Genomic DNA, 21,409 nt, shown 5'->3' with positions numbered 1-21,409 from the left:
CGCCCTCAGCCCTTGCGCTGTCGCGCCGCGGCCACCTCGTCGAGCACGCGGGTAAGCAGCAGCGCGGCACCGCCGAGCATGAGCGACCGGCCGATCTGGTCGGTCACGTTGGTGGGGGCAAAGGCCTCGACCTGATCTCGGGTGGCCGAGGCGGCGCGGCGGAACCGGCCCTGACCGGCCATGTCGCCGAAGCGGCTGGCGCGCGGCACCTCTCCGAAATGCGGCTTGATCTTGAGCAGAACCGCCCCGGCGGCCAGCAGACCCCCGGCAAAAAGCACCGGCATCAGCCGATCGCGGCGGGTGATGGTCTCGGGGACGCTGTCGGGGCGGGAAAGGCTGGGCAGGTTCGCGGTACGTTCGGGCATTCGTGTCCTCCGGGTTTGCAGAACAACCGCGCGGGTGGCGGTTTCGTTCCGGAGGCCGCGCGTCATTCCTCCTCGAAGGGATCCCATTCGTCCTCGACCTCGGGGAGGGCCTCTTCGACGGCCTCCCGCGCGGCCGCTTCCGGGGTGTGGACCGCAAGGATGCGGGCCCCGGGAAAGGCATCGAACGCGGCTTTGACCAGAGGGTGTTCGGCGGCGCGGGCCTTGAGCGCGAGTTCCGCCGCGTGGTTGCGTTCGTAGATCGTCGGGGTGTCGCAATCGTTCACGACCGAGACGCCCCAGCGGTTGCCGGTCCAGCGCTGGAGCGCGCCGCCGAGCCGCTGCGCGAGGTCGCGGTCGGCGCCCTCGGCCGGGGTGAATTCGATCCGACCCGGCTGGTAGGCGGCCAGCCTGAGGCCCCTTTCGACCGCCATGTAGAGCGTCATGTCCCGGTTGGCGCGGATCAGCTCAAGCACGTGTTCGAAGGTCGGGTAATGGGCCAGCGCATGGTCCGCCGCCACCGCCAGCGCCGCCGACCCGCCCGAGGCCGACGGACCCGAGGGGCCGGGGTGCGTGGCCCTGGCCATCGGCTGGCCCGCGGCCTGCACATGGCCGCCGGGGGCGCCGGCGTGGTGGCCTCCGCCACCGCCGGCGGGGCCGGGCGGGGGCGGGGGGCTGTCCTGAAGCTTGCGCATCAGTTCTTCCGGAGAGGGCAGTTCGGCAACGTGGGTCAGCCGGATCACCGCCATCTCGGCGGCCATCATGGCGTTCGGCGCATGGCTGACCTCGTCCAGCGCCTTGAGCAGCATCTGCCACATGCGGGTCAGGGCCCGCATTCCGAGGTTGGCCGACAGGGTTTCGCCCCGCGCGCGCTCGTCCGGCGAGATCGTCGGATCCTCGGCGGCCTCCGGGGTGATCTTGACCACCGACACCCAATGCGTGACCTCCGCCAGGTCGCGCAGCACCGCCAGCGGGTCGGCGCCGTCGGCATATTGGCCGGACAGTTCCGTCAGCGCGCCGGGGGCATCGCCGTGCATGATCCTTTCGAAGAGGTCCATCACCCGACCCCGGTCGGCCAGCCCGAGCATGGCGCGCACCTGGTCGGCGGTGGTCTCTCCCGCGCCGTGCGAAATCGCCTGGTCGAGCAGCGAGGTGGCATCCCGCGCGGAGCCTTCCGCCGCGCGGGTGACGAGGGCCAGCGCGTCGTCGGTGATCTCGGCCCCCTCGGCGGTGGCGATGCGGCGCAGAAGGGCGATCATCACCTCCGGCTCGATCCGGCGCAGGTCGAAGCGCTGGCACCGGCTGAGGACGGTGACCGGCACCTTGCGGATCTCGGTCGTCGCGAAGATGAACTTCACGTGGGCGGGGGGCTCCTCCAGCGTCTTCAGCAGCGCGTTGAAGGCCGAGGTGGACAGCATGTGCACCTCGTCGATGATGTAGATCTTGTAGCGGGCCGAGGCCGCCCGGTAGTGCACGGAGTCGATGATCTCGCGGATGTCGCCGACGCCGGTGTTGGAGGCCGCGTCCATCTCCATCACGTCGACGTGGCGGCCTTCCATGATGGCGCGGCAGTGCTCGCAGACCCCGCAGGGTTCGGTGGTCGGGCCGCCGGTGCCGTCCGGGCCGATGCAGTTCATCCCCTTGGCGATGATCCGCGCGGTGGTGGTCTTTCCGGTGCCGCGAATGCCCGTCATGATGAAGGCCTGCGCGATGCGCCCGGCCTTGAAGGCGTTCTTCAGCGTGCGCACCATCGGTTCCTGCCCGACGAGATCGGCAAAGGTCTCGGGGCGGTACTTGCGGGCGAGCACCTGATACTTCGGGCTGTCGGACATGATGCGGGGCGACTCCTCTGGACCCGCCCAAGGTAAGGGCGCGGCCGGTCGAGGTAAACCGGCAGCGACCCGGAATGCGCATCCCCGCGCGAGGCATCTTTTCCCGCGCGCCGTTCCGGGGTATGAACCGGAAGGCCCTCCGGCAGGGGGCCGCCCGGTCCGCGGAAAGCGCCCGCACCTGCCATACTGCGAATTTTCGACGAAAATTCGGATTTCTCTCGCCCGGCACAGCGGACCATCGGGCGGCATTCGAGGAACCCGACTCATGTCCGATGCGACACTCGACGACCTGCGCCGCGAGGCCCGGCGCCTGCACCGCGCCTATATGGCCCGCGACCCCGGAGCGATCGAACGGATCGCCCGCCACGCCCCGCGCAAAAGCACCGCCGCGCTGAAACGCGCCGATGTCCTGCATGTCATCGCCCAGGAGCAGGGGTTCGAGAGCTGGCCCCGGCTCAAGGCCGCGGCCGAGGCGCAGGGCCTTGATCGCGCGGGCCGGATACAGCGGCTGAAGATCGCGCTGTTCCACGGCCGGAACGAGGCCGCGGCCGCGCTGCTGGCCGAAACGCCCGACCTCGCGGACGGGCTATTCGGGCTGGAATGCGCGCTCTACCGGCGCGAGGCGGTCCTTGCCGCGCTCGCGGACAATCCCGCGCTGGCGACCGAGCGCTTCGGTCTGCGCACGCCGATCCTGCATCTTGCCTTTTCGCGCTGGATCCACCAGCGACCCGACCTCGCGCAGGACATGCTGGCCATCGCCGACGCGCTTCTGGCCCATGGCGCGGACGTGAACGACGGCTATCCGGTCAGCCCCGGCGCGGATCACGCGCTCAGCGCCCTCTACGGCGCCATCGGCCATGCGGACAACATGGTTATGGCGGAGTGGCTGCTGCGTCACGGGGCCGATCCCGACGACGGGGAATCGCTCTACCATGCGACCGAGCTCGGGCACCACGAGGGGCTGCGCCTGCTGCTCGACCATGGCGCCGATCCCCGCGGCACCAATGCGCTGCTCCGGGCGCTCGACTTCAACGACCATGCCGCGGTGGAAATGCTGATCGCCGCAGGCGCGCGCGTGGACGATTTCAACCCGGCCGAGGTCGGCGGAGAAGCGCCCCGCGTGATCCCGGCCCTGCACCAGGCCGCGCGGCGGGGCTGCGACCGGCGCATGGTCGAACTCTTGCTCGACGCCGGTGCCGACCCGCGCACGGAATGGCAGTGGACGCGCCCTCACGCCTTCGCCCGGGCCGTCGGCAGCACCGCCGTCGTCGAGGCGCTGGAGGCGCGCGGGCACGGCGGTCCGCTGTCGCGCGAAGAGGCGCTGCTGGCGCGCGCGGCACGGGGGCTCGACAGTCCCGGCGAATACATCGACCCCGAACAGCTTGCCCCGGCCTATCGCGACATCCTGCGCGAACTGGCGCATCTGCCCGAGCGTCTGCCCCAGATCCGCGCGCTGGTCGGCCTCGGCATTCCCTACGACCGCCCGGACGGGCACGAGCGGGTGACGCCGGTCCAGATCGCCGGCTGGAACGGCGTGCCCGAGACCCTGGCCTACCTGCTGAGCCTCAAGCCCGACCTCACCCATGTGAACGCCTATGGCGGCACCCTGCTGTCGACGATCCTGCACGGGTCCGAAAACGCGCCCGACCGGGCGCGGCGCGATCATCTCGCCTGCCTCGATCTGGTGTTGACCCATGGCGTCGCGCTGCCCCGCGATCTGTTGTCCGGGGCGGGGCGCAAGGACGTCGCGGACTTCCTGGGGGCCTGGGCCGCACGGCATCCGGGGCAGGTGGTCTGACCCGCCGATGGAACCGGACGGGCCCTCGCGGGATTTCCCTTAACGGACGCCGTGACCTGTGCAACATTGTCGCGGTCGCGTCCGCAACCGGATTGCCAACGAAGGGGATGGCCCATGCGGCTGAAAGGAATACGGGGAAGCCGCAACATCGAGGACCGCCGCCGCATGTCCGGGGGCGGTCGTGCCTCCATCGGCGGGGTCGGCCTGCTGGTGGTTCTGGCCATCGGATATTTCACCGGCATCGACGTGACTCCGATCCTGAACGGAGTCACCCAGCAGGGCGGCGCCCCGCGCGAGGTCAGCGCCGAGGACGAGCGCGCGGCGGAATTCACCTCGCGGGTGCTGGCCACCACCGAAACCGTCTGGACCGACATCTTCCGCGACCAGATGGACCGCACCTACCGCCCCCCCGTCCTCGTGCTGTTCGCGGGGCAGACCGACTCGCCCTGCGGGGGCGCCAGCGGGGCGACCGGACCGTTCTACTGCCCGGTGGATCAGAAGGCCTATCTCGATACCGATTTCTTTGCGACGCTGTCGCAGCGCTTCGGGGCGAAGGGCGATTTCGCCTCGGCCTATGTCGTCGCGCACGAGGTGGCGCATCACGTCCAGAACGAGCTCGGCGTGCTGGGCCAGGTCGAGGAGATCCGCGCCTCCTCCAGCCAGACGCAGGCCAATGCCATCACCGTGCGGCTCGAACTGCAGGCCGATTGCCTCGCCGGGGTCTGGGCCCAGGGGGTGGACGGCCTGCTGGACCCCGGCGACATCGACGAGGCGATCAACGCCGCGCGCCAGATCGGCGACGATGCGCTGCAGCGCTCGGCCGGACGGGTGCCGCAGCCGCACACCTTCACCCACGGCACCAGCGAGCAGCGGTCGCGCTGGTTCAAGCGCGGCTACGATCGCGGCATGGTCGCCGATTGCGACACCTTCGGCGCGGAAAGGCTCTGATCGGGAATGGCGATACACGCGCTGCCGGTTTCCGGGGGCATCCTGGCCCTGTCACCGCTTCCCGGGGTCGACGGGGATTACCCCGGCGATCTGCAGCATATCGCCGAATGGCGTCCGGCCATGGTGGTGTCGCTCGTCACCATGGCCGAACTGGTCGGGGCGGGCGCCGGAGGCCTCGGACAGGATGTGCAGGATCACGGCACGCGCTGGGTCCACCTTCCGATCCCCGATTTCGGCGTTCCCGACGACCGGTTCCTGCGCAACTGGCCCGAGGTCAGCGCGCGGGCGCGCAAGGCGCTCCTGGGCGGCGGCCGGGTGCTGATCCACTGTCGCGGCGGCTGCGGACGCTCCGGCATGGTCGCGCTGCGCCTGATGATCGAGGCCGGCGAGGCCGGCGACGATGCGCTCGCCCGGCTGCGCGCCATCCGCCCCTGCGCGGTCGAGACCGAAGACCAGATGACCTGGGCCAGGGCCGCGCGCCGCGAAGCCGCCACCTTCGTCCGCCACGGAGATTGATCCTCCGTCCCGGCTTTCGCCTTCACGCGCGCCGTTCCGGTGCTTCCGGCCTTCCGGATCGCAGCGCTCTCCCCGTCCTGCCCTTGATCTCCACAGCCTTGCGTTTGTCAAAGGCGCCGGTTTCGGTGTATCGCTCGCCCGAACGATGCGGGCCCAATGGCCCCGGTTTCCCGAGCAGGGCCCGCGAGATGCGCCCGGAACGAACGGGCGGACAGCGCCGAAACGGAATGACAGGATGATCCCGGACCCTTTGCAACAACCCGACCTTGCGACGGCAGCCCGACTTTCCGTCGCTCCGATGATGGATTGGACGGATCGGCATTGCCGGTATCTGCACCGGATGCTGTCGCGCAACACGCTGCTTTATACCGAGATGGTGACGGCGCCGGCGCTGGTGCGGGGCGGGGCGGTGCATCTGCTCGAGCATGACGCGGCCGAGCATCCGGTGGCGCTCCAGCTTGGTGGGTCGGACCCGGTGGAGCTGGCCGAGGCGGCGAAGCTGGGGCAGGCGGCGGGCTATGACGAGATCAACCTCAATTGCGGTTGCCCGTCGGATCGCGTGCAGTCGGGCACCTTCGGAGCGGTGCTGATGAAATCGCCCGGCCTTGTCGCGGAATGCGTGGCGGCGATGCGCGAGGCGGTGTCGGTCGAGGTCACGGTGAAATGCCGCATCGGCGTCGACGACCAGACCCCCGACGACGTGCTGCCGGAGTTCCTCGGGCAGGTGGAGCGGGCGGGGTGCCGGCGGGTGTCGATCCATGCGCGCAAGGCCTGGCTGCAGGGGCTGAGCCCCAAGGAGAACCGCGACATTCCCCCGCTGGATCACGACCTCGTGGTGCGGATGAAGCAGGCCTTTCCGCAGCTTCATGTCTCGATCAATGGCGGGATCACCGCGCTGGACGAGGCCGAGGCGTTCCTTGCGCGCGGGCTCGACGGGGTGATGATCGGCCGCGCGGCCTACCAGCGGCCGGCGGATCTGCTCGCCGGGGCGGACACACGCATTTTCGGCGAAGCGTCGCGCCCGCCGGAGCCGGAGGACATCGCGCGCCGGATGCTGCCCTATGTGGAGCGTCACCTGGCCGCGGGCGGGCGGCTCAACCAGGTGACGCGGCACATGCTGGGCCTGTTCGCGGGTCGGCCCGGCGCGCGGGCCTGGCGGCGTCATCTGTCGGAGGAGGCGCATCGCGGCGGCGCTGGCCCCGAAGTGATCGAGGCGGCGCTTTCGGGGCTCGCGTGCGCGGCCTGATGCTTGCACCTGCCCGGGGGCGGGTCTAAGCCCACGTGAGACCGTTTCGAGGACGCGCGCATGTTTGACCTTTCGACCCTTCTTCCCCTGCTCGGCCTGCTGCTGGTCACCAGCGCCTTTGCCGGCCTGATCGCGGGCCTTCTTGGCGTGGGGGGCGGCATCGTGCTTGTGCCGGCCTTTCTCTTCACCTTCGAGACCCTGGGCTTCGACAGCCCGCAGCTCATGCAGATCTGCTTGGCAACCTCGCTGGCGACGATCATCGTGACCTCGGTCCGGTCGGTGCTGTCGCACAACAAGAAGGGCGCGGTGGATTGGGATATCCTCAAGACCTGGGCGCCCGGCATCGCCATCGGTGCGCTGATCGGAGTCGCGACGGCCGCGCGGCTGAGGACGGATTTCCTGCAGGCCCTGTTCGGCTGTCTCGCGATCGTCATCGGGCTCTACTTTGCCTTCGGCGGCAAGAACTGGCGGCTCGCCCCGGCGATGCCGACCGGCTGGCGCCGTGCGGCGCTTTCGCCGCTGGTCGGCTTCCTGTCGGTGCTGATGGGGATCGGCGGGGGCAGCTTCGGGGTGCCGACGATGTCGCTCTGCTCGGTGCCGATGCACCGGGCTGTGGCGACGGCGGCGGGCTTCGGCGTGCTGATCGCGGTGCCGTCGGTCGCGGCCTTCCTGCTGGTGCCGATCCCGGCCGAGGTGCGGCCGCCGCTGACCATCGGCTCGGTCAACCTCGGGGCCTTTGCCGTCGCCATCTCGATGACGCTGATCACGGCGCCGATGGGGGCGAAGCTGGCGCATTCGGTCAAGGACACGACGCTGCGTCGGTCCTTTGCGGTCTTCATCCTGATCGTGGCGGCCAACATGCTGCGCAAGGCCTTCTTCTGAAGGCAGGCGGGCGCGGCGTCAGTCGTCGCGGGCGAGCCGCGCGCGGCGGCCGCCGCGGCGCACGGCCAGGCGGGCCTTGCGATCGGGCAGATCCGCCATCACCGCCCGGCGCGCATCCGGGGACATCCGCGACCAGGCGGTGATCTCGTCGATGCTGCGCAGGCAGCCGGTGCAGAGCCGGGCCTCGGGGTGGATGACGCAGATCTTGATGCAGGGGCTTTCGATCTCGTCGCGTTTCCAGATCTCGTCGGTCATGGCGTGCTCCGGATGTGGCGCAGCCGGTCCAGCGCGCCCTGCAGGATGTAGCCCGCCGCCACGTGGTCGATCAGTTCGGCCCGTTTGGCGCGCGAGGTGTCGGCCTCGATCAGCGCGCGTTCGGCGGCGACGGTGGAGAGGCGCTCGTCCCAGAAGGTGATGGGGCCGTCCCAGAGGCGGGAGAAATTGCGCGCGAAGGCGCGGGTCGACTGGCAGCGCGGGCCTTCGGAACCGTCCATGTTGCGCGGCAGTCCGAGCACGATGCCTCCGATGGCGCGATCGGTGAGGATGGCGATGAGGCGCTGCGCATCCTCGGTGAATTTCTTGCGTTTCACGGTTTCCTGCGGTGTCGCGACGCCGAGCAGGAGGTCGGAGACGGCGACGCCGATGGTGCGCGTGCCGAGGTCCAGCCCGGCGAGGGGGCGGCGCGCGGGCAGGGCGGCGGCGAAATCGGTCATCTCTTCGTGGATCATCGCGGTCGTCCTGCGTTGCGGGGGGCGCTGCCCCCGTCGCCTGCGGCGACTCCCCCGGGATATTTCGGGCCAGAAGAAACCGGGGCCGTCATTCGGCTATCCCGGCGCGGTCCGCGGCGGCGCGGATGGTGGCGAGCGCCTCGGGGTCGGTGGCAAAGACGGTCCGGGCCTCGTTCCGGATGGCGGAGGCGCGGTCGGTCTCGCCGAGGGTGGCGAGGGCGCCGATGAGGCGGGCCCATTCCTCGGGGGTGCCGCCATCGGTCGCGAGGCGGTCCGAGAGACGGTCGACCATGCCCCGGATCATCGCGGCGCGATCCTCTTCGGACATCGCGGCGGCGTCGGCCATGTCGGCGGCGGAGGGGCCGGGGAGGGCGAAGTCGGGCGGGGTGTAGTCGTTGATGCCGGCGCGGATCGCCATGTCGCCGATCTCCTGCCGGATCGGCGCGACCCAGGGCTCGTCCGCGCCGCTTTCGCGCAGCAGTTGATCCCAGATCCGGAAGGCGGCGTCGGGGCGGTCGGACTGGGCCATCATCAGCCCGCCGTAGTAGCGGGCGACGCCGTTGGCGGGGTCGCGGCTCATCACCTCGTCGAGCGCCTCTTCGGCCTCGGGCGAGACGTAGCCGCCCGCCGCGATCACCAGCATGTCGGCCAGGTCGGCGTAATCGGCGGCGGTCGCGGCCTCGCCCTTGAGGGCGATCAGGCGCCGCTGGGCGGCATAGGCCCGCCGGTAGTTGCCGAGGGCCGCTTCGGAGCGGGCGAGCAGGACATGGCCCTGCAGGTCGTCCGGACGCTCGGTCACGGCGGCACGAAGGCGCTCGACCAGTGCGAGGTAGTCGGCGGGAGCCTCGGCGGACGGGGTTTCGGGCAGGCGGGCTTCGATCTCGGCCTGGGAGGGGCGGGTCTCGCGCAGGGTGCGGGCGGCGGCGATGCGGTCGGACAGGGCGACATCCCGGTAGCCGGGGGCGCCGAGCCGCGCGTAGAGCGCGAATGTCCCGGCGAGCAGCGCCACGGTCACCAGCGCCGCGCCGAAGATCCGGGGGCCGCGCGGCGTCTCGGGGGGCGGGACGGTGGCGCGGTCGTCGGCGGCGAGGATGCGGCGCGAGACCTCGGTGCGCAGGCGGGCGGCCTCTTCGGGAGCGACGGTGCCGCGGGCGGCATCGCGGTCGATCTCCTTCAACTGGTCGCGGTAGACCTGCAGGTCGTAGGCGCCCGCCGCTTCGGGTTCGCGCCGCCCGCGCAGCAGCGCGCGCGACAGCACCCCGGCCACAGCCAGCGCCACACATGCCGAGATCGTCCAGAAAAGCGCCATGCCTCGTCCCGTGTTTCCTCCGGGGTCATGTATAGCGCCGGGGCCCCGGAAAAAAGGCCCGCGATGCGCGGCGAATTGGCCATGTCGCAAAGATGCGGAATTGTGACGGTTGCGGTCATGGGGCCGGGCGTGATGCAATGCAGACAGAACACCAGGGAACTTCAGCGGATTCGAGGCCCATGCAACGCTATTCCGTCTTTGCCATCGCCCGCGAGGCCGCACGTCATCACACCGGCTGGGGCCGCGCCTGGCGCAAGCCCGAGCCGAAACCGCGCTACGACGTGGTCATCGTCGGGGCGGGGGGGCACGGGCTTGCCACCGCCTATTACCTCGGCCGCAACTTCGGCATCACCAATGTCGCGGTGATCGAGAAGGGCTGGCTCGGCGGCGGCAACACCGGGCGCAACACCACGATCATCCGCTCGAACTACCTCCAGGATGCGTCTGCCGCGATCTATGAACGATCGCGGTCGCTCTACGAGACGCTGAGCCAGGATCTGAACTACAACGTCATGTTCTCGCCCCGCGGGGTGATGATGCTGGCCCAGACCGAGCACGAGCTGCGCGGCTACCGGCGCACCGCCCATGCCAACCTGCTGCAGGGCATCCGCACCGAGATGATCGGCCCGAAGCGGGTCAAGGAACTCTGCCCGATCATGAACATCGACGGGCCGCGCTACCCCGTGCTCGGGGCGCTCTGGCAGGAGCGGGGCGGCACCGCGCGGCACGACGCCGTCGCCTGGGGCTATGCGCGGGCCTGTTCCGACATGGGCATGGACATCATCCAGAATTGCGAGGTGACGGCGGTGCGCTCCGAGGGCGGCAAGGTCACCGGCGTCTCGACCACCAAGGGCGACATCGGCTGCGGCAAGCTGGGCATCGTGGTGGCGGGGCATTCGGCGGTGCTGGCCGAAAAGGCCGGGTTCCGCCTGCCGCTGGAATCGGTCGCGCTGCAGGCGCTGGTGTCCGAGCCGATCAAGCCCTGCATGGACGTGGTCGTCATGGCAAACACCGTACACGGCTACATGAGCCAGTCCGACAAGGGCGAAATGGTGATCGGCGGCGGCACGGACGGCTTCGTCAACTACACGCAGCGCGGCTCCTTCCACCATATCGAGGAGACCGTGCGCGCCCTGATCGAGACCTTCCCGATGATCTCGCGGCTCAAGATGCTGCGGCAGTGGGGCGGCATCGTGGACGTGACGGGCGACCGCTCGCCCATCCTGTCGACCACGCCGCTGGAAGGGTGTTTCGTCAACTGCGGCTGGGGCACCGGCGGGTTCAAGGCGATCCCGGGCTCGGGCTGGGGCTTTGCCGAGTTGATGGCGAAAGGGCATTCCCCGCTCTGCGAGGAGTTCGGTCTCAACCGTTTCCGCGAGGGCCGGTTCATCGACGAAAGCGTGGCGGCGGGTGTGGCGCATTGATGGATATTTGGTCCAGCCTGAACGTCGATCAAAGGCTGACCGTAATGGTCGCGGTTGGTTCCCTCATTTTAGGGGGGGCAATATCAATTGTGAGTAGTTTCATTGCTAGATCTCAGTCGAATAGATTCGCTTTGAAGCAGAAGGCAATTGATAGATCTGAAATTCGAGCCTCTCTAGCTCAGGGTGCATTTGTAAAAATTTTGCAGTACGCAAATTACATGCATTCTATGAAGGGTACGATCGATGATCAGTTCGATGAGGCGGACGCGGAAGGGCATGGTGCGCTACTTCCTGTACAAAAAATTCAAGAAATCGGAAGTTTGAGAGCTAATTTCGAGAGATTTCGCACCGAAGAAATAACTTTCCTCCTTCGCGGTTCGGATGCCGAACTTCTTGGTGATTTACTGATATTCGAGAGGCGCGCGGAATCAATGGAATCCGCAGTAAGTTTATACAACGAGCGAAGAGCGGAATTAACTGCTAGGCTCGAGGCTGGCTCGGTGTCTGCGAACACTGACGGTGCCGCCGTGTTGACTTCGGTTCTGGAGGGACGAGAGGCGATTCTTGCTGACGTTCGGATTGGTGCTCTGCAAAGATTGCTCGGAACGATTATGGAACGCTTGGACAGGGATGTTGTATTTGGGCGAAGGCTTTTGGCGCGGTTCCAGGAAGCTGCCCGTAAGGAATTTGGTGACCTATTTCCAAACCTGCAATTCTTGGAGCCGGAAAATAATGTCTGATATTCTTGGCCTTGACGGTTCAATCGCATCATCAGTTCTCAGCGCGCGGGCTGGCGGAATCGCACCGATCAAAGCATGGAACGGTTTCGCGATGTCGGGTGTTGTCTGGGCGATACCCCATTGCACAGGAACGCACCCATGTCCGACCAGAGTTACGATCACCGCACCACCCGTGAAGCCTACATCCCGGCACGCGACCACACCACCACCACGACCACCACGACCGGAGGCGGAGGCAACTCCGGCATGGCGTTCATCCTTGGCGCGGTCGTCGTCGTTCTCGCGGTTGTGGCCTTCGTCGTCTTCGGCGGATTCGGCGGCGGCGAGACCGCATCCGGCGCCGGTGACAGCGATGTCACCGTCACCATCGAAGGCGCCGGCGACGCGGCACAGGGCGCTGCCGAAAGCATCGGCAATGCCGCCGAAAGCGTCGGCAATGCGGCCGAAGGTGCTGCCGAACAGGCGACCGACGGTCAGTAATTCTATCGCGGCGCGCCCCTCCGGCGCGTCCGCCCCTCATGTAGTGAACGGCATCGCGGCACCCGCCCGCGGTGCCGTTTCGCTGTCCGCACGGCCTTGCCGTCCCACCCTGACGAACGGAGCGGCCCCATGCTGATCCTCACCTGCCCCTGCTGCGGCATCGACGCCTGCGAAACCGAACTCTCGCCGGGGGGCGAGGCGCATGTGACCCGCGAAGGCCCGGGGGCCAGCGACGAGGCGTTCGAGGGCTATCTCTTCGACCGCATCAACGCCAAGGGCGTGAATTTCGAACGCTGGCGCCACGCCTACGGCTGCGGCAAGTGGTTCCTCGCGGCGCGCGACAGCGCGACGCTGGAGGTCTTCGGCACCTACCCGGCACAGAGCAAGGCGCCGCCGCAGGATCTCTGCGCGCGCATATCGGAAAAACGGCCCGGCTGGCGCTGGGGAAGCTTCGGGGACGGGCAATGACACGCAAGGATACGGGGGCACAGGCATGAGCACGCGTCTCGCCCGGGATGGGCGGTTCACCGACCGCAGCCGCCAGGTCAGTTTCACCTTCAACGGCAAGCGCCTGCGCGGCTTTGCCGGGGATACGCTGGCCTCGGCGCTGCTGGCCAACGACCAGATGCTGATGGGGCGCAGCTTCAAGTACCACCGCCCTCGCGGCGTGGTCGGCAGCGGCTCCGAAGAGCCGAACGCGCTGGTCGGGCTGGGCGAGGGCGCGCGCTACGAACCGAACCAGCGCGCCACCACGACCGAGCTGTTCGAGGGCCTGACCGCCGTCAGCCAGAACCATTGGCCGAGCCTCGAAACCGATGTGGGCGCGGTGAATTCGCTGCTGGCGCGGTTCCTGCCGGCCGGGTTCTACTACAAGACCTTCATCGGCCCGCAGGGGTTCTGGAAGCATATCTACGAACCGATCATCCGCCGTTCGGCCGGGCTCGGGAAGGCACCGCAGGCCGAGAGCCGGGACGCGGACAGCTACGAGCATTTCCACGCCTTCGCCGACGTCCTGGTGATCGGCGGCGGCGTCGCCGGGTTGCAGGCCGCGCGGGCCGCGGCCGAAACCGGCGCGCGGGTGCTGGTGCTGGAACAGACCGCCTTCTGGGGCGGGCGCGCGCCGGTCGACGGCGGCGAGATCGACGGCAGGGACCCCGACGACTGGGTTAATGACACCGTCGCCGCGCTCGACGCGATGGAGAACGTCACCCTCCGCCTGCGCTGCATGGGGGCCGGGGTCTACGATCATGGCTACGTGCTGGGCTACGAGCGCCTGACCGACCACGCGCCCGCCACTTCCGGCCCGCGTCATCGCCTCTGGCGCATCCGCGCGCGGCAGGTCATCACCGCGACCGGCGCCATCGAGCGCCCGCTCAGCTTTGCCGGGAACGATGTGCCGGGCGTCATGCTCGGCTCGGCCATCCGCGACTACGTGGTGAACTGGGGTGTCGCCCCCGGCGACCGCACGGTCGTGGTCACCAACAACGATGAGGGCTATGCCACGGCGCTGCTGCTCAAGCGCGCCGGGCTCGACGTGCCCGCGATCCTCGACGCCCGCCCGATGGGCGGCGGCAGGGTGATGGAAGAGGCCCGCCAACTCGGCATCCGGGTGGAACCGGGCCGCGCCGTCGCCAAGGTTCTCGGCGGCAAGCGGGTCGAAGGCGTCGCGACCTGCATCCAGGCCGGGCAGGGCGCCGTGCTCGAGGTCATCCCCTGCGACGCGGTGGCGATGTCGGGCGGCTGGTCGCCCGTGGTGCACCTGTGGTCCCATTGCGGCGGCAAGCTGCTCTGGGACGAGGCCGCCGCCTGCTTCCGCCCGGACCCGGCGCGCCCCGCCACCGGCCATGACGGTCTGCCCTTCGTCACCGCCGCCGGTGCGGCGAACGGCGATGTCAGCCTGGCGGAGGTGCTGCAAGGCGCCGACAGGGCCGGAAAATCCTGCGCCGAGGCGGCAGGCTTTGCCGCCGGGTCCGGCACCGCGCCCGAGGCCACCGGCACGCCCGAAGGCATCGTGCCCCTCGCCCCGGTCTGGATCATGCCGCAGGGCGCGCACCCGGATCTGCGCGCGAAGGCCTGGCTCGACTACCAGAACGACGTCAAGGTCTCGGATATCCAGCTTGCCGCCCGCGAAGGCTACGAAAGCGTCGAACATGCCAAGCGGTACACCACGCTCGGCATGGCGACGGATCAGGGGAAGCTGAGCAATATCAATGGCCTCGCCGTGCTGTCCGATGCGCTGGGGCAGCCGATCCCGCAGACCGGCACCACCACCTTCCGCCCGCCCTACACGCCGATCAGCTTCGGCGCCATCGCGGGCGAGGCGCGCGGCGAGATCTTTCAGCCCCTGCGCCGCACGCCCATCCATGCCTGGCACGAGGGCAACGGCGCGACCTGGGAGCCGGTGGGCCAGTGGCGCCGCCCCTATTGCTACCCCCGCGCCGCGGAGGATGCGCACCAGGCCGTCGCGCGCGAAATCAACGCCACCCGCCGAAGCCTCGGCATCCTCGACGCCTCCACGCTGGGCAAGATCCTCGTCAAGGGGCCGGATGCGGGCCGCTTCCTCGACATGATGTACACCAACATGATGTCGACCCTGCCGGTGGGCAAATGCCGCTACGGGCTCATGTGCAACGAAAACGGCTTCCTCATGGATGACGGTGTCGTGGTGCGCCTGTCCGAGGACAGCTGGCTCTGTCACACCACCTCCGGCGGTGCGGACCACATCCACGCCCATATGGAGGACTGGCTGCAATGCGAATGGTGGGACTGGAAGGTCTGGACCGCCAATCTCACCGAGCAATACGCCCAGATCGCCGTGGTCGGCCCCGACGCCCGCAAACTGCTGGAAAAGCTCGGCGGGATGGACGTGAGCAAGGAGGCCATGCCCTTCATGACCCTGGCCGAGGGCAGCCTCGCGGGGCTTCCCGTCCGGATCTACCGCATCTCCTTCTCGGGCGAACTCAGCTACGAGATCGCCGTGCCCGCCAACATGGGCCGCGCGCTCTGGGACAAGCTGATCGAGGCGGGCCGCGAATGGTCCATCACTCCCTACGGCACCGAGGCGCTGCACGTCATGCGCGCCGAAAAGGGCTTCGTGATGATCGGGGACGAAACCGACGGCACGGTGATCCCGCAGGATCTGAACCTCGGCTGGGCGGTGTCTAAGAAAAAGGCCGATTTCCTCGGCAAGCGCGCGCAGGAACGCAGCCACATGACCAGCCCCGACCGCTGGAAGCTGGTCGGGCTCGAAACGCTCGACGGCTCGGTGCTGCCCGACGGCGCCTATGCGCTGGCCGAGGGGCACACCAGGAACCACCAGCACGCCACGCAGGGGCGGGTCACCTCGACCTACCACTCGCCGACGCTGGGCAGGGGCATCGCCATGGGGCTGGTGCTGAACGGACCGGAGCGCATGGGCGAGGTACTGAGCTTCACCACCGAAGGCTACGACGCCCATTCCAACGACCCCGAGGTGGTGAAGGCGCGCATCGTCGATCCGGTGTTCTACGACAAGGCAGGAGAAAAGCAGGATGTCTGACGTGGCAACCCCGCTCGGCGGCGCAAGTTTCGACGGGCTCGTCCGCGTCGAGGATCTCGGCCCCGTCGGCCAGATCACCCTGCGCGGCGATTTTTCCTCCGCGCCCTTCCGAGATGCGGTGACGGATACCGCGGGGATCGACTTTCCCGCCCCGCGCTGCGCGACCTGGACGCCGGAACGCTCGGTGCTCTGGCTCTCTCCGGACGAACTGCTGCTGCTGCTGCCCTACGACCGGGCGGCGGCGGTCACGGCGGCGCTGTCGGACCGGCTCGCGGGGGAACATGCGCTGGTCGCGAACACCTCCGACACCCGCGCCCACCTGCGGCTCCGGGGCCCCGCGGTGCGCGAGGTGCTGGCCAGGCTCTCGCCCGCAGACCTCTCGCCGCAGGCGCTTCCGGTGGGCGAGCTGCGCCGCACCAAGCTCGCGCAGGTGGCGGCGGCCTTCTGGTTCCGCACGCCGGAGGAGGCGCAGCTCTTCTGCTTCCGCTCGGTCGCGGTCTATGCCTTCGACCTTCTGAAGAACGCCGCACAACCCGGTACGGAAACGGGATATTTCTGATCCTGCCCCGACGGGCGGACCGACGCGGCGGGGCTGTTCGCAGACGCAGCCCGCGCTGTGCGCCATCGCGCGCTCGGACCCCGCCGAACCCGGAACTCCCGACACGCCGCCCGCGTTTTGACTCCGACGGCAGCTTGACCTCGCGGCGCGCAGGTCTAGGAATGTCGCACAGGTTGCTCATCATTGAGAGGATATGACAATGGCATTCGAACTCCCCGATCTCCCCTATGCGCACGATGCGCTCGCATCCAAGGGCATGTCCAAGGAGACGCTGGAATACCACCACGACCTCCACCACAACGCCTATGCGACCACGCTGACCAAGCTGGTTGCCGGCACCGAGTGGGAGGGCAAGTCCCTCGAAGACATCGTCACCGGCACCTATGACAAGGGCGCCGTCGCCCAGTCCGGCATCTTCAACAACGCCTCGCAGCACTGGAACCACAGCCAGTTCTGGGAAATGATGGGCCCCGGCGAATCCGCCATGCCCTCCGAACTCGAAGCCGCGATCAAGGACAGCTTCGGCTCGGTCGAGAAGTTCAAGGAAGACTTCTCCGCCGCCGGCGCCGGTCAGTTCGGCTCGGGCTGGGCCTGGCTGGTCAAGGACACCGACGGCGGCCTCAAGGTCACCAAGACCGAAAACGGCGTGAACCCGCTGTGCTTCGGCCAGACCGCGCTGCTCGGCTGCGACGTGTGGGAACACTCCTACTACATCGACTTCCGCAACAAGCGTCCGGCCTACCTCGCGAACTTCCTCGACAACCTCGTGAACTGGGAAAACGTCGCCTCGCGCATGTGATCGCGCGCGACACCACCGGAACAGGAAAACGCCCCGCCTCCGCCGCGGGGCGTTTTTGCATCCCCCGGCATCTTCTGGCCGAAAATATCCCGGGGAGTCGCGTGAAACGCGACGGGGCAGAGCCCCACATGGCGGAACACCGACCCTCCCCGCGGCGTTGACCCTCCAGATCCACACAGAAGGAGGAAGACATGGCAGACCGTGTGAAATCCCGTGACGGCCACAGCGAAACCCGTGACCTGCTCGACGACATGCCCGACAGCGGCGCGGCGCAGCAGGGCCGCAGCGGCGGCGAACTCCAGCGCAAGGTCGGCACCCGCGACGAGGGCAAGCGCTACGACGAAACCTCCTCCGGCGCGACCCGCCCGCTAGGGCAGGACAAGAACGGCAGCGGCGACAAGGAGAAGGTGTGATGGCGATTCTCACAAACGGCACCTGGGTTCTGGTCGCGGACGGTGAAAAGGCGCTGTTCCTGCGCAATGACGTCGATGCCGAGAACCCCGACCTCAACGTCGTGCGAATCAAGCAGCAGGACAATCCGTCGGACCGCGAGCAATCCGCCAACCGGCCGGGCCGGATGAAGGACGGCGGGCCGGGCCAGAAATCCGCCTATGACGACACCGACTGGCACGAACTGGCCAAGGAGCGCTTTGCCGACGAGCTGGCCGACCTGCTCTATCAGCAGGCCCACAAGGGCGCCTACGAGCGCATCGTCCTGGTCGCACCTCCCGCCACGCTCGGCGAATTGCGCAGCAAGCTGCACAAGGAGGTGGCCGACAAGGTCGTCGCGGAAATCGACAAGACCCTGACCAACCATCCGATCGACAAGATCGAGTCCCTGCTCCACGACGCGCTCGAAAGCGCCTGACCGGAGCGACCCGCACCTGCTTGCCGCCCGCCGACGCGGGCGGTAAGCGTGTCGGGAAAGGACCTTCCCGATGACTTCATCCAGAGCCGGCGTGCTTTCGGCCTTTGCCGCCACGGTGATCTGGGGCCTGTCCCCGCTCTATTACAAGCTGCTCGCCGAGGTTCCCGCGCTCGAGGTGCTCGCCCATCGCACGGTGTGGTCCGCGCTGATCTTCACCGCGGTCCTCGTGGCGCAGCGCGACACCCGCCAGTTGCGCCATTTCGCCGATGCCCGCAGCTTCGTCGCGCTGGTCCTCGCCTCCCTGCTGATATCGCTGAACTGGGGGCTGTTCATCCTGTCGGTGCAGCTCGGTTGGGTGACCGAAACCTCGCTCGGCTATTACATGATGCCGCTCATCATGGTGTTCCTCGGCGTGGTGGTGTTCCGCGAGCGGCTGGACCGGCTGCAATGGGCCGCCGTCGGCCTCGCCGCGCTCGCCGTGGTGGTGCTGACCATCGGGCTCGGGCATCTGCCCTGGCTGTCGCTGACCCTTGCCGTCAGTTTCGCCTTCTACGGGCTCATCAAGAAGCGGCTCGCGGCGGGGCCGGTCGCCTCCGTCACGGCCGAGCTGCTGCTGCTTCTGCCGCTGGCGCTGGGCTACCTGCTCGTGGTCCACGCCACCGGCGGCGGCGCCTTCGGGCAGGATCTGCGCACCAGCTTCCTGCTGATCTTCTCCGGGCTCATCAGCGCCCTGCCGCTGATCTTCTTTTCCTCCGCCGCGCGGCGGGTGAACCTCGCCACGCTGGGTCTGCTGCAATACCTGAACCCGACGCTGCAGTTCTTCTGCGCCGTGGTGATCTTCCGCGAAGGGTTTTCCTCGGTGCAGGCCGTGGCATTCGGGTTGATCTGGACCGGCCTCGCGATCTATTCGACCCGCTCGATCCGTCAGGAAAAGGCGCGGCGCAGGATGTCGGCGGCCTCGCCCGAGGATGTGGCGATCTGAACGAAGTCGAGCAGCGAGGCATCGGCAAAGCCCGCCTCGACAAGATGCGTCAGAAGCCCGCGCAGCGGCTGCCAGAACCCGTCGACATCCAGCAGCACGATCGGCTTTTCGTGCAGGCCGAGCTGGCGCCAGGTCAGCACCTCGAAAAACTCGTCCAGCGTGCCCGCGCCGCCGGGCAGCACCACGATGGCATCGGCGTTCATCACCATGACCTTCTTGCGCTCGTGCATGGTCTCGGTGACGATGAACCGGGTCAGGTCGCGCTTGCCGACCTCCAGTGACAGCAGGTGCGTCGGGATGACGCCGAAGGTGTCCGCCCCTGCCGCCTGTGCCGCGCGGGCGACCGTGCCCATCAGCCCCACGTCCCCCGCGCCGTAGACCAGCCGCCAGTTTTCCGCCGCGATGGCGCGGCCCAGCGCCTCTGCGGCCTCGGCATGGGCCGGGTCATGCCCGGGGCGCGAGCCGCAATAAACGCAGACAGAGCGGGTGTGCATGGCAAGTCCCCTGACAAAATGGCATTTTGACCCCTGATAACGAGATTGTTATACCATCTCAACCGTGCCGCCTTCTGCCCGCGCCGGTGTATCTGGGGATGAAGGACAGCAATGCAGACCAAAGCTCTCGGCTGGGGAAGTCTTGGCGTCGTCGCGATCGCGGCGGGGCTGTTTTTTGGCGGTGTGATCGGCCCGAAACCGGGCGAGGTCGGCATCGTCGTCCCCGCCGAGGAGGCCGCATCGCAGGAGCCCGTCCCCGGTGCCGCGCCGCAACCGCAGGCCGCGGTCACCGCCCCGGATGCCCCCCGGGCGCCGGGCGATTCCGGCACGTCTCTCGTCGCGGCGGCGCCCCCTCCCGAAACAGCCGCAGCGGCGGAGGAGCCGCCCGCCGCGTCTGCGGAGTCCGATGCCACGGCCGGGACTGAACCGGAGGGGGAGGGGGCCGGCGCCGCCGTTCCCGCGCAGGACAGCGCTGCCGCCGAAGGCACGGCGCAGGCCGACAGCCCCGGTGCGGGGGATGCGGCAGCCGCGCCCGCCGCCGCCGCCGTTCCGTCCGATCCCGCCGGGACAGCCGATGCCGGGCCGGAGACGGACAGCGCGGCCACGCAGATCGCGCCATCCGATCCCGCCACCCCGCAGCCGCCGCGCTTCGACATGGTGCGGGCCGAGCCGGGCGGCCTCGTGATCGTCGCCGGGATCGCCGCCCCGGACGCGCGGGTCGCGGTGCTGCTCGACGGTGCGGCGCAACCCTGGGAAAAGACCGATGCCTCCGGGCGTTTTGCCAGCCTGCTCGACCTGCCGCCCGCCACGGTGGCGCGGGTGCTGCGGCTGCGGATGGAGGTCGACGGCAAGGAGGTTGAATCGCTCGAAGAGGTGATCCTCGCCCCGGCCGAACAGCCCGCCGGTGAGCCGTCCGCAACCGGAGAGCCGGTCGCCGTCGCCTCCGCCGATACGCCGTCCGTCTCCGCAGGCCCCGACGCAGCGACCGCCGACACCGCGACCACGGGCAACCCGGCGCCGGAACCGGCCGCTCCCGGCGCATCCGCTGCCGACACGCGCGTTGCCGACGACCCCGGGGCGGACCGGACCGCGCCGGACGTCACCGCCGCGACGGAAACCGGTTCCACCGCCGAAGCGTCGTCACCGGAAGCGACCGATGCTCCCGCGACACCTGACGCGCCCGCGCCGGAGGTTGTGACCGCCGCCCCCGGGCCGGTCGCGGAACCAGCCCCCGGCGGCGCCCCGGCCGTGGCCGATGCCACCGTGCCCGCCCCGGCGCCGGGTTCCGCGCCGCAAGCGCCCGCCGTGCTGCTGTCCACCGAGACCGGTGTCGAGGTCATGCAGCCCGCGCGTCCCATGCCGAAGGTGGGCGTGGTGATCGACGCGATCAGCTACGACGATGCCGGGGATGTCTCGCTCTCCGGACGCGGCACCGACGACGGCTTCGTGCGTATCTATCTCGACAACCGCGCCCTGACCGTGTCGCGCATCGCCGCCGACGGGCGCTGGTCCGCCCTGCTGCCCTCGGTCCAAAGCGGCACCTACACGCTGCGCGTCGATCAGGTGAACGCGACCGGCAAGGTCACCGCGCGGGCCGAGAGCCCCTTCCTGCGCGAGGACCCCGAGCGCCTCGCCGCCGCTGCGTCGCTGGCCGGCAGCACCGAGCAGCCGGTGTCCGCGGTGACGATCCAGCCGGGCAACACGCTCTGGGCGATCGCGCGCGGCCGCTACGGCGAGGGCATGGCCTATGTGCGCATCTACGAAGCCAACAAGGACCAGATCCGCAATCCGGACCTGATCTACCCCGGCCAGGTCTTCGGCCTGCCCGAGTGAGGCGGCCCGGCGCGCGGCGGGGGGCGGCGGTCTGGTCACCGGCGCGCATGCGGTCTATGTCCTGCCGGACG

Annotated in this window: 22 protein-coding genes; 16 read left to right on the top strand and 6 right to left on the bottom strand. The window is 68.9% G+C overall.

What is annotated here, in order from left to right:
- Nucleotides 1-5 precede the first annotated feature (5 nt).
- Nucleotides 6-365: a hypothetical protein gene (locus tag ACN0RJ_RS13745; RefSeq protein ID WP_417720448.1), complete on the bottom strand. Its 360-nt coding sequence runs from the start codon at nucleotides 363-365 to the stop codon at nucleotides 6-8.
- Nucleotides 366-427: 62 nt separating this feature from the next.
- Nucleotides 428-2,194: a DNA polymerase III subunit gamma/tau gene (locus ACN0RJ_RS13740; RefSeq protein WP_417720449.1), complete on the bottom strand. Its 1,767-nt coding sequence runs from the start codon at nucleotides 2,192-2,194 to the stop codon at nucleotides 428-430.
- A 265-nt stretch (nucleotides 2,195-2,459) separates the two neighbouring features.
- On the opposite strand from ACN0RJ_RS13740, the gene ACN0RJ_RS13735 reads away from it, so the two are divergent.
- The 5 genes from ACN0RJ_RS13735 to ACN0RJ_RS13715 all read left to right on the top strand — a co-directional run bounded on the left by ACN0RJ_RS13735 (nucleotide 2,460) and on the right by ACN0RJ_RS13715 (nucleotide 7,584).
- A complete protein-coding gene (locus ACN0RJ_RS13735) occupies nucleotides 2,460-3,992 on the top strand; it encodes an ankyrin repeat domain-containing protein (protein WP_417724633.1) in 1,533 nt (510 codons plus the stop codon).
- A gap of 114 nt (nucleotides 3,993-4,106) precedes the next feature.
- Nucleotides 4,107-4,940: a neutral zinc metallopeptidase gene (locus ACN0RJ_RS13730; RefSeq protein ID WP_417720451.1), complete on the top strand. Its 834-nt coding sequence runs from the start codon at nucleotides 4,107-4,109 to the stop codon at nucleotides 4,938-4,940.
- Between the two features lie 6 nt (nucleotides 4,941-4,946).
- Nucleotides 4,947-5,456 (top strand): protein-tyrosine phosphatase family protein, encoded by a 510-nt coding sequence (locus tag ACN0RJ_RS13725; protein WP_417724632.1) that lies wholly within the window; start codon nucleotides 4,947-4,949, stop codon nucleotides 5,454-5,456.
- A 235-nt stretch (nucleotides 5,457-5,691) separates the two neighbouring features.
- Entirely contained in the window at nucleotides 5,692-6,702 is a 1,011-nt protein-coding gene (gene dusA / locus ACN0RJ_RS13720; RefSeq protein ID WP_417724631.1) for a tRNA dihydrouridine(20/20a) synthase DusA, read from the top strand.
- A 60-nt stretch (nucleotides 6,703-6,762) separates the two neighbouring features.
- Nucleotides 6,763-7,584 carry a sulfite exporter TauE/SafE family protein gene (locus ACN0RJ_RS13715; RefSeq protein ID WP_417720454.1) on the top strand — a complete coding sequence of 274 codons (822 nt, stop codon included), beginning with the start codon at nucleotides 6,763-6,765 and terminating at the stop codon, nucleotides 7,582-7,584.
- Nucleotides 7,585-7,602: 18 nt separating this feature from the next.
- Here ACN0RJ_RS13715 and ACN0RJ_RS13710 read toward each other — a convergent pair whose 3' ends face one another.
- From ACN0RJ_RS13710 to ccmI, 3 genes are all read right to left on the bottom strand, one after another.
- Nucleotides 7,603-7,839, bottom strand: coding sequence for a DUF1289 domain-containing protein (locus ACN0RJ_RS13710; RefSeq protein ID WP_417720455.1), 237 nt, complete (start codon nucleotides 7,837-7,839; stop codon nucleotides 7,603-7,605).
- Nucleotides 7,836-8,312 (bottom strand): Holliday junction resolvase RuvX, encoded by a 477-nt coding sequence (ruvX, locus tag ACN0RJ_RS13705; RefSeq protein WP_417720456.1) that lies wholly within the window; start codon nucleotides 8,310-8,312, stop codon nucleotides 7,836-7,838. Before ruvX ends, ACN0RJ_RS13710 begins: the two co-directional genes overlap by 4 nt.
- Nucleotides 8,313-8,400: 88 nt before the next feature.
- Nucleotides 8,401-9,621 carry a c-type cytochrome biogenesis protein CcmI gene (gene ccmI / locus ACN0RJ_RS13700; RefSeq protein WP_417724630.1) on the bottom strand — a complete coding sequence of 407 codons (1,221 nt, stop codon included), beginning with the start codon at nucleotides 9,619-9,621 and terminating at the stop codon, nucleotides 8,401-8,403.
- A 179-nt stretch (nucleotides 9,622-9,800) separates the two neighbouring features.
- Between ccmI and ACN0RJ_RS13695 the strand changes: the two genes are divergently transcribed.
- From ACN0RJ_RS13695 to rarD, 10 genes are all read left to right on the top strand, one after another.
- Nucleotides 9,801-11,045 carry a sarcosine oxidase subunit beta family protein gene (locus tag ACN0RJ_RS13695; RefSeq protein WP_417724629.1) on the top strand — a complete coding sequence of 415 codons (1,245 nt, stop codon included), beginning with the start codon at nucleotides 9,801-9,803 and terminating at the stop codon, nucleotides 11,043-11,045.
- Nucleotides 11,045-11,785: a hypothetical protein gene (locus ACN0RJ_RS13690; RefSeq protein ID WP_417724628.1), complete on the top strand. Its 741-nt coding sequence runs from the start codon at nucleotides 11,045-11,047 to the stop codon at nucleotides 11,783-11,785. Before ACN0RJ_RS13695 ends, ACN0RJ_RS13690 begins: the two co-directional genes overlap by 1 nt.
- A 138-nt stretch (nucleotides 11,786-11,923) precedes the next feature.
- Entirely contained in the window at nucleotides 11,924-12,265 is a 342-nt protein-coding gene (locus ACN0RJ_RS13685) for a hypothetical protein (protein ID WP_417724627.1), read from the top strand.
- A gap of 129 nt (nucleotides 12,266-12,394) precedes the next feature.
- The gene (locus ACN0RJ_RS13680; protein WP_417724626.1) at nucleotides 12,395-12,733 is read left to right on the top strand and encodes a sarcosine oxidase subunit delta; all 339 of its coding nucleotides are present in this window, start codon (nucleotides 12,395-12,397) and stop codon (nucleotides 12,731-12,733) included.
- A gap of 25 nt (nucleotides 12,734-12,758) precedes the next feature.
- Nucleotides 12,759-15,803 (top strand): sarcosine oxidase subunit alpha family protein, encoded by a 3,045-nt coding sequence (locus ACN0RJ_RS13675; protein WP_417720462.1) that lies wholly within the window; start codon nucleotides 12,759-12,761, stop codon nucleotides 15,801-15,803.
- Nucleotides 15,796-16,362, top strand: coding sequence for a sarcosine oxidase subunit gamma (locus ACN0RJ_RS13670; RefSeq protein ID WP_417724625.1), 567 nt, complete (start codon nucleotides 15,796-15,798; stop codon nucleotides 16,360-16,362). The genes ACN0RJ_RS13675 and ACN0RJ_RS13670 overlap by 8 nt, the downstream gene beginning before the upstream one ends.
- 199 nt (nucleotides 16,363-16,561) lie before the next feature.
- Nucleotides 16,562-17,161: a superoxide dismutase gene (locus ACN0RJ_RS13665; protein ID WP_417724624.1), complete on the top strand. Its 600-nt coding sequence runs from the start codon at nucleotides 16,562-16,564 to the stop codon at nucleotides 17,159-17,161.
- Between the two features lie 191 nt (nucleotides 17,162-17,352).
- Nucleotides 17,353-17,574, top strand: coding sequence for a hypothetical protein (locus ACN0RJ_RS13660; RefSeq protein ID WP_417720465.1), 222 nt, complete (start codon nucleotides 17,353-17,355; stop codon nucleotides 17,572-17,574).
- Nucleotides 17,574-18,029: a host attachment protein gene (locus ACN0RJ_RS13655; RefSeq protein WP_417724623.1), complete on the top strand. Its 456-nt coding sequence runs from the start codon at nucleotides 17,574-17,576 to the stop codon at nucleotides 18,027-18,029. Before ACN0RJ_RS13660 ends, ACN0RJ_RS13655 begins: the two co-directional genes overlap by 1 nt.
- Nucleotides 18,030-18,099: 70 nt before the next feature.
- On the top strand, nucleotides 18,100-19,011 hold the full coding sequence (gene rarD, locus ACN0RJ_RS13650; protein ID WP_417724622.1) for an EamA family transporter RarD: 912 nt from the start codon (nucleotides 18,100-18,102) through the stop codon (nucleotides 19,009-19,011).
- Here rarD and ACN0RJ_RS13645 read toward each other — a convergent pair.
- Entirely contained in the window at nucleotides 18,954-19,505 is a 552-nt protein-coding gene (locus ACN0RJ_RS13645; protein WP_417720468.1) for a TIGR00730 family Rossman fold protein, read from the bottom strand. The genes rarD and ACN0RJ_RS13645 overlap by 58 nt on opposite strands.
- Before the next feature lie 111 nt (nucleotides 19,506-19,616).
- Here ACN0RJ_RS13645 and ACN0RJ_RS13640 point away from each other — a divergent pair, with 111 nt between their 5' ends.
- Nucleotides 19,617-21,338 (top strand): LysM peptidoglycan-binding domain-containing protein, encoded by a 1,722-nt coding sequence (locus ACN0RJ_RS13640; protein ID WP_417724621.1) that lies wholly within the window; start codon nucleotides 19,617-19,619, stop codon nucleotides 21,336-21,338.
- Nucleotides 21,339-21,409: the final 71 nt, after the last annotated feature.

Source organism: Salipiger sp. (assembly GCF_048261495.1).
Classification (GTDB): Bacteria; Pseudomonadota; Alphaproteobacteria; order Rhodobacterales; family Rhodobacteraceae; genus Salipiger.
Note: the sequence above shows the minus strand (reverse complement) of the source record. Positions and strands in the feature narration are given on the sequence as shown.